Source organism: Paraburkholderia sp. SIMBA_027 (assembly GCF_046535315.1).
In the GTDB taxonomy this organism is placed as follows: domain Bacteria; phylum Pseudomonadota; class Gammaproteobacteria; order Burkholderiales; family Burkholderiaceae; genus Paraburkholderia; species Paraburkholderia tropica.
Genome location: NZ_JAWRWY010001368.1, coordinates 1 through 245, shown reverse-complemented (window position 1 = coordinate 245; position 245 = coordinate 1). Strand labels below are relative to the sequence as shown.

1 pseudogene is annotated in these 245 nt (G+C 65.3%); it reads right to left on the bottom strand.

The window, feature by feature from the left end:
• Positions 1–245, bottom strand: a pseudogene (locus tag SB764_RS43655) (4-hydroxyphenylpyruvate dioxygenase); the annotation flags it as partial.

Here is a 245-nt window from a genome sequence, read left to right as displayed (position 1 = left end):
CGCGCGGCTGCGCCCCAGCCCGGAAGGATCCGGCACCAGCACGCCGGGTTCGGCTTCGAAACCGAAGGCGGTTCTCAGAAACAGCACCCACGTATCCAGCGAATTGGCCGGCACCGACAGGCAGACATGGTCGATGCGGGTGAGCGGACCCACTTCGCTCGGGCCGTTGACGTCGGTGAGGACGAAATCGGCTTCGAACAGCGTGGGCTGGTCCGGCGCTTCGTCGACGAAATAGTTCAGGCTGC